At 47.1% G+C, this 5,743-nt stretch carries 9 protein-coding genes, 1 tRNA gene and 1 other annotated feature; of the genes, 9 read left to right on the top strand and 1 reads right to left on the bottom strand.

Going from position 1 to position 5,743, the window contains the following annotated elements:
• Window positions 1–876, bottom strand: an 876-nt coding sequence (locus AACV78_RS18465) for an inorganic phosphate transporter (protein ID WP_228042722.1), incomplete at its 3' end; no start/stop codon positions are given.
• Window positions 877–943: 67 nt separating this feature from the next.
• On the opposite strand from AACV78_RS18465, the gene rplS reads away from it, so the two are divergent.
• The 9 genes from rplS (at window position 944) to rplL (ending at window position 5,591) form a co-directional block, all read left to right on the top strand.
• The gene (gene rplS / locus AACV78_RS18460) at window positions 944–1,327 is read left to right on the top strand and encodes a 50S ribosomal protein L19 (RefSeq protein WP_194012024.1); all 384 of its coding nucleotides are present in this window, start codon (window positions 944–946) and stop codon (window positions 1,325–1,327) included.
• Window positions 1,328–1,461: 134 nt separating this feature from the next.
• A tRNA-Trp gene (locus AACV78_RS18455) sits at window positions 1,462–1,534 on the top strand.
• 325 nt (window positions 1,535–1,859) lie between these two features.
• Window positions 1,860–2,093, top strand: coding sequence for a preprotein translocase subunit SecE (gene secE / locus AACV78_RS18450; protein ID WP_194012023.1), 234 nt, complete (start codon window positions 1,860–1,862; stop codon window positions 2,091–2,093).
• Complete coding sequence (gene nusG, locus AACV78_RS18445) at window positions 2,090–2,728, top strand: transcription termination/antitermination protein NusG (RefSeq protein ID WP_194012022.1); 639 nt, start codon at window positions 2,090–2,092, stop codon at window positions 2,726–2,728. The genes secE and nusG overlap by 4 nt, the downstream gene beginning before the upstream one ends.
• 3 nt (window positions 2,729–2,731) lie before the next feature.
• Entirely contained in the window at window positions 2,732–3,157 is a 426-nt protein-coding gene (rplK, locus tag AACV78_RS18440; RefSeq protein WP_006635588.1) for a 50S ribosomal protein L11, read from the top strand.
• On the top strand, window positions 3,111–3,287 hold the full coding sequence (locus tag AACV78_RS18435) for a hypothetical protein (protein ID WP_194012021.1): 177 nt from the start codon (window positions 3,111–3,113) through the stop codon (window positions 3,285–3,287). Before rplK ends, AACV78_RS18435 begins: the two co-directional genes overlap by 47 nt.
• Window positions 3,288–3,451: 164 nt before the next feature.
• Window positions 3,452–4,165, top strand: coding sequence for a 50S ribosomal protein L1 (rplA, locus tag AACV78_RS18430; protein ID WP_194012020.1), 714 nt, complete (start codon window positions 3,452–3,454; stop codon window positions 4,163–4,165).
• 108 nt (window positions 4,166–4,273) lie between these two features.
• Window positions 4,274–4,445 (top strand) — a sequence feature (ribosomal protein L10 leader region).
• A gap of 29 nt (window positions 4,446–4,474) precedes the next feature.
• Window positions 4,475–5,065, top strand: a complete 591-nt coding sequence (gene rplJ, locus AACV78_RS18425) for a 50S ribosomal protein L10 (RefSeq protein ID WP_194012019.1) — start codon at window positions 4,475–4,477, stop codon at window positions 5,063–5,065.
• A 136-nt stretch (window positions 5,066–5,201) separates the two neighbouring features.
• The gene (rplL, locus tag AACV78_RS18420) at window positions 5,202–5,591 is read left to right on the top strand and encodes a 50S ribosomal protein L7/L12 (protein WP_194012018.1); all 390 of its coding nucleotides are present in this window, start codon (window positions 5,202–5,204) and stop codon (window positions 5,589–5,591) included.
• The last annotated feature ends 152 nt before the right edge of the window (window positions 5,592–5,743 follow it).

The raw sequence follows: 5,743 nt of genomic DNA, 5'->3' as shown, positions 1-5,743 counted from the left end.
GGAGAGGGGGAGAGGGGGAGATTGGGAAAATATTCCCTCTTTCTTATTCCTTGCATCCGTTACATCCGTTACATCCGTTACAAAAGAAGCGGACGTACCTTCTTCCTTCTCAACGTTTGATTCTAATGTTTTCCAGCTATTGAGGGAAAGCCCGATCGCCCCAATTCCCCCAATCGCGATCGCAATATCGTGCACCGGAATATTCCAGCCGAGTCGATCGTACACAAAGGCGATCGCTCCTGTCTGCACGAAAGCCGTGTCTACAATAGACGGCAGTACAATTATCCCGAATACGCTCAGCAGTGCAGCACTCAGCCAAGGTATCCACTCGCGCATCTGAAATAGAGGATCTGGTCGATCGAGAATCGAATACTTCACCGCACTGTAAAATAGTGCTGCTAAAACACCGCTGGCGATCGGTGTCGCCAGCCAAGTTAAGGAAATACTGCCGATTGTTCGCCAATCAACCGCATGAATTCCGGCTGCAACCCAGCTAAAACCCGCGATCGCACCTACCACCGCATGAGATGAAGAAACCGGCAAACCTCGACTCGTAGCGATTTGCAGCCACAACCCGCAGGATATCAGCACTGAAACCATCCCGACTAAAAATACCTGCGGCCGGGCAGAAAACACATCTACATTGACAACTCCTGTTGCCAGAGTTTGGGAAACTCCTTGCCCGAACAGCACTGCGCCGGAAAACTCCAGTATGCCTGCAACAATTATTGCTTGCTGCAGCGTTAGCGCTTTCGAGCCTACGGATGTCCCCATCGAGTTAGCGACATCGTTTGCTCCCAAGTTGGCGGCGACGTACAAAGCCAGTACAGCCAGCGCCGCCAGTTGCAGAAATACGAGCTCAGAGCTATTTAACATTGCATTTTTTTGTCATAAAACTGGCAGTTCGATATATGATAAGGGATTGTGAGTTTTGGTAAATCCCATGAAAGGCGCAGAAATAATCCGTTCTATCGAAACGGAAGAAATCAATAGAGTCAAGCAAGAACTAAATAAACAACTCCCCGAAATTTACGTGGGCGACACAGTGCGCGTCGGCGTGAAAATTAAAGAGGGTTCTAAAGAACGGGTTCAGCCCTACGAAGGGACTGTGATTGCTATGCGAAACGGCGGCATTAATGAAACAATCACCGTGCGCCGCGTGCTTCAGGGCGTGGGTGTGGAACGGGTGTTTATGATTCACTCGCCCCGCATCGCTACGATCCAAGTCATGCGCCGCGGGAAAGTCCGCAGAGCCAAACTTTACTACCTGCGCGATCGCGTGGGCAAGGCAACTCGGGTCAAACAGCGGTTCGATCGCTCTCTGTAGGAATGCACCAAGCTTTCCTTTTGTTCATGGAAAATGGGAAATTGAAAAATTTCAAAAAAAAGTTTCCCATTTCCGAGCGCACTGTGTTAAAATAGAAATCTAGAGGTTAAGCGAGTTTCAGCAACCTCACCTGTGCGCTCTTAGTTCAGTTGGTAGAACGCAGGTCTCCAAAACCTGATGTCGGGGGTTCAAGTCCTCCAGGGCGCGCTGAATCACCAAACTTGAAATTCTGCCCGAAAGCGCCCGGATTATTGGCTGGAAACAGCCAAAACCGCAAGTTTTCGGGTAGAATTAATTTTTGTGGGCGGTTCGCAAAAAATGCCATCAACAAATGCTCGGTGTGGTCTCTCGATCGCCCTTAAGAGCGATCGGCACTTATACCGTTGATGGATTTAGCTTGTAAAAAAGTGCTGGCGAAAGGATTTGAAATTTTGGACTTGGGCGTAAGTGGTTAGTGTCAAAAAATCAAAGAGCCGCGAGCCACTCACACAATCTAAAATCTACAATCTAAAAACGCAAGGGGGATTCGATCGTGGCGAAAAAAGACGAAGCTCAAGAAACTCAAGAGATCGCGGCGTCTGGGTTTGATCCTGTGGGTTTTTTAAAAGACACTAGAGAAGAACTCGACAAAGTGGTGTGGCCTAGCCGCCAGCAGCTAATTAGCGAGTCTTTGGCCGTGCTTTTGATGGTAATCCTTTCAGCAAGCCTGATCTATTTGGTGGATAACTTCTTTAACTGGGGCGCAGGAAAGGTGTTTGGGCCATGACTTTTGCATCAGAAGAATCTGAGTATTCCACAGAAGCGACGGGACAAGCTTCATCGGCAGATGTGCCGGAAATTGATGCTCGCTGGTATGCTGTTCAAGTTGCCTCTGGCTGCGAAAAGCGGGTGAAGGCTAACTTGGATCAGCGGATTCAAACCTTGGATGTTGCCGATCGCATCGTTCAAGTAGAAATTCCGCAAACTCCGGCGATCAAAGTCGGTAAAGACGGTTCCAGGCGGCAGTCCGATGAAAAAATCTTCCCCGGCTACGTACTCATCCGTATGTTTATGGACGAAGATACGTGGCAGGTGATCAAAAATACCCCGAATGTAATTAATTTTGTCGGGGCAGAGCAGAAACGCCGCTACGGGCGCGGCAGAGGTCACGTCAAACCGCTACCTCTGAGTCATTCGGAAGTAGAACGGATCTTCAGAAACGCTCAGGAATCAGAACCAGTTGTCAAAGTATCGATGGCGACAGGAGACCACGTTGTGGTACTTTCCGGGCCGTTTAAGGATTTTGAAGGTGACGTGATTGAAGTGAGCCCGGAACGGAACAAGCTCAAAGTTTTACTCTCGATTTTTGGGCGCGATACGCCTGTAGAATTGGAGTTCAATCAGGTTCAGAAACAGAACTAACTAATGGCAAAGAAAGTTGTTGCAGTAATTAAGTTGGCGATTACGGCGGGAAAAGCCAACCCAGCTCCTCCGATCGGCCCAGCTTTGGGTCAGCACGGCGTCAATATTATGATGTTTTGCAAGGAGTACAATGCTAGAACCGCAGACCAAGCTGGTCTTGTGGTTCCGGTAGAAATTTCGGTTTTTGAAGACCGCAGTTTTACGTTTATTCTCAAAACCCCCCCGGCTTCGGTTTTGATTCAAAAAGCTGCTGGCATTGCTAAGGGTTCGGGTGAACCTAACCGCAAGCAAGTAGGGACAATTACACAGGCTCAGTTGCGAGAAATCGCTGAAACCAAAATGCCTGACCTCAATGCTAATGATGTTGAAGCAGCAATGAAAATTGTGGCGGGAACAGCTAAAAACATGGGCGTGGCGATCGCAGATTGAGGGAAGAAGGAAGAGGGAAGAGGGAAGAGGGAAGATGGAAGAGGGAAGAGGGAAGATGGAAATTTTTTTTCTGATTCGCAATTCTTACTTGTCAGTCTTAAATCCTAAATTGCTAATTCAAAATTCCTGATTTTCAATCTAAAATCTAAAATCTAAAATCCAAAATCGATCGATTCAGGGGGAGAAGCAAAGCTTCGCTAGGAATCGCAAATTTTTTAGGTACGAAACGAGCCAAATGGTTCAATCGCAAATCTAAAATCTCAAATCCAAAATCGACTGACCCCAGAGATAACAATGGCAAAGAAAGTATCGCGAAGACTGCAAGAACTTCAAAAGAAAGTAGAAGAGAGACCCTACGAACCGCTGGAAGCTCTGCAACTTTTGAAAGAAACAGCAACCGCTAAGTTTGGCGAAGCTGCTGAAGCTCACATCCGTTTGGGAATTGACCCTAAATATACTGACCAACAGTTGCGGACAACTGTATCGCTGCCAAAAGGCACTGGTCAAGTAGTCAGAATTGCGGTGATTGCTAAGGGCGAAAAAGTTAAAGAAGCTCTGAATGCCGGCGCGGATCTTGCTGGTTCCGAAGAGTTGATCGAAGATATTCAGAAGGGCATGATGGACTTCGATTGTCTGATTGCTACCCCTGACGTAATGCCGTTGGTGGCAAAATTGGGCCGATTGTTGGGGCCGCGCGGTTTGATGCCTTCTCCGAAAGGTGGCACGGTCACGACTGACATTGCTCAGGCCATCAACGAGTTTAAAGGTGGTAAACTAGAATTTCGTGCCGATCGCACAGGCATCGTTCATGTTATGTTTGGCAAGGCAGCTTTCTCAGCGGAAGATTTGCTCGTCAACCTTCATGCTTTGCAAGAAACTGTTGACCGCAACCGTCCTTCGGGCGCAAAAGGTCGCTACTGGCGCAGTTTGTACATATCCGCAACAATGGGCCCATCGATCGAAGTCGATATCAGTGCCCTGCGCGATACCAAACTTGATGGTGCCTAGAAAGAATTAAGCAGAAGGCAGAAGTAAAAGACAGCTTCGGTTGTTTGTATAAATCTCTCACGAGATTTGCACTATACCCTTGCTAATGTCTGCCTTCTGATGATAGCCTAATCAAAAATCCATAAGCCCAAGACCGCAGGTGCCGAGCGCTTAATTTCCTGCCGAGGCTGAAGAAATAAAAAGTCAAGAAAATAAATTAAAAAGTTCTATCTTTTAATTCCTAATTCTTAATTTTTAATTCTCGGCCCCGGCTATAAGGTTGGGGTTTTTGATTGGCAGTTTGAGATCCTAAAAGGAGGTGAAATAAGTATGGGCAAAAGTTTAGCAGTAAAAAATGAGATTATTGCAGACCTCAAGCAAACCTTGAGCGAATCTCAATTGGTAATCGCGATCGACTACAAAGGCTTAACTGTTGCTGAAATCACAGATTTGCGGCGGCGCTTGCGTCCGAAAGGCAGCAGTTGCCAAGTGGCCAAGAACACGCTAATGCACATTGCTGTTGAAGGCAATGAAACATGGCAGCCGATGCAAGAATTGCTGACAGGTACGTCAGCGTTTATGTTCGTGCAAGAAGATATTGGCGGCGCGATTAAAGCTTACCAAGAATTCCAAAAAGCTTCCAAGAAGACTCAACTTCGCGGCGGCGTGATGGAAGGACGGGTACTGAAAGAAGCTGATATTAAAGCATTAGCTGATCTGCCGTCGAAAGAACAACTCATGGCTCAAATTGCTGGCGCAATCAACGGCGTCGCAACCAAGTTGGCTGTGGGTATCAATCAAGTTCCTACTTCGATCGCACGCGGTCTCAAAGCTTATGCTGAAAAAGACGGCGGTTCAGCAGAAGTAGCAGCAGAAGTAGCAGCAGAAGCACCAGCAGAAGCAGAAAGCGCATCTGCTTAGTCATTAGTCATTAGTCATTAGTCATCAGTCATTAGTGTTAATCCACAGGCTGAAGACTGGAGACGAGAAACTAATGATGAAGGAGCAATCCAAAATCCAAAATCCAAAATCTAGAATCGAATTAGGAGTTTAACGAATGTCTACTGCAACCGACGAAATCTTGGAAAAACTGAAGACTCTGAGCTTGCTCGAAGCATCTGAATTGGTCAAGCAAATTGAAGAAGCTTTCGGCGTTAGCGCTGCTGCTCCTGTAGGCGGCATGATGATGATGGGCGGGGGCGCAGCAGCACCTGCTGAAGTAGCAGAAGAGCAAACCGAATTTACTGTGATGCTCGAAGAAGTTCCTGCTGACAAGAAAATCGCAATTCTGAAGGAAGTCCGCGCAATTACCGGTTTGGGTCTGAAGGAAGCCAAAGACTTGGTAGAAGCCGCACCGAAAGCAGTTAAGGAAGCTATTGCTAAGGAAGCTGCTGAAGAAATGAAGAAGCAGCTTGAAGCTGTGGGCGCCAAGATTTCTATCAAGTAGTCAGAGAATGTAGTTGATATCAATTCCGGTGACACCGGGATGACTGTTAACTGTTGACTGTTAACTGTTGACTGTTGACTGTTAACATTTTTCTTTCATATGTGCTATAGATGAAGTCTTAGCCCCCCCCTTAATAAGGGGGGGGCTAAGAC

The sequence above is a fragment of the Tychonema sp. LEGE 07196 genome, from assembly GCF_963890365.1.
Lineage (GTDB): Bacteria > Cyanobacteriota > Cyanobacteriia > Cyanobacteriales > Microcoleaceae > Microcoleus.
The sequence above is the reverse complement of the archived record's forward strand: the minus strand, read 5'-3'. Positions and strand labels throughout refer to the sequence as shown.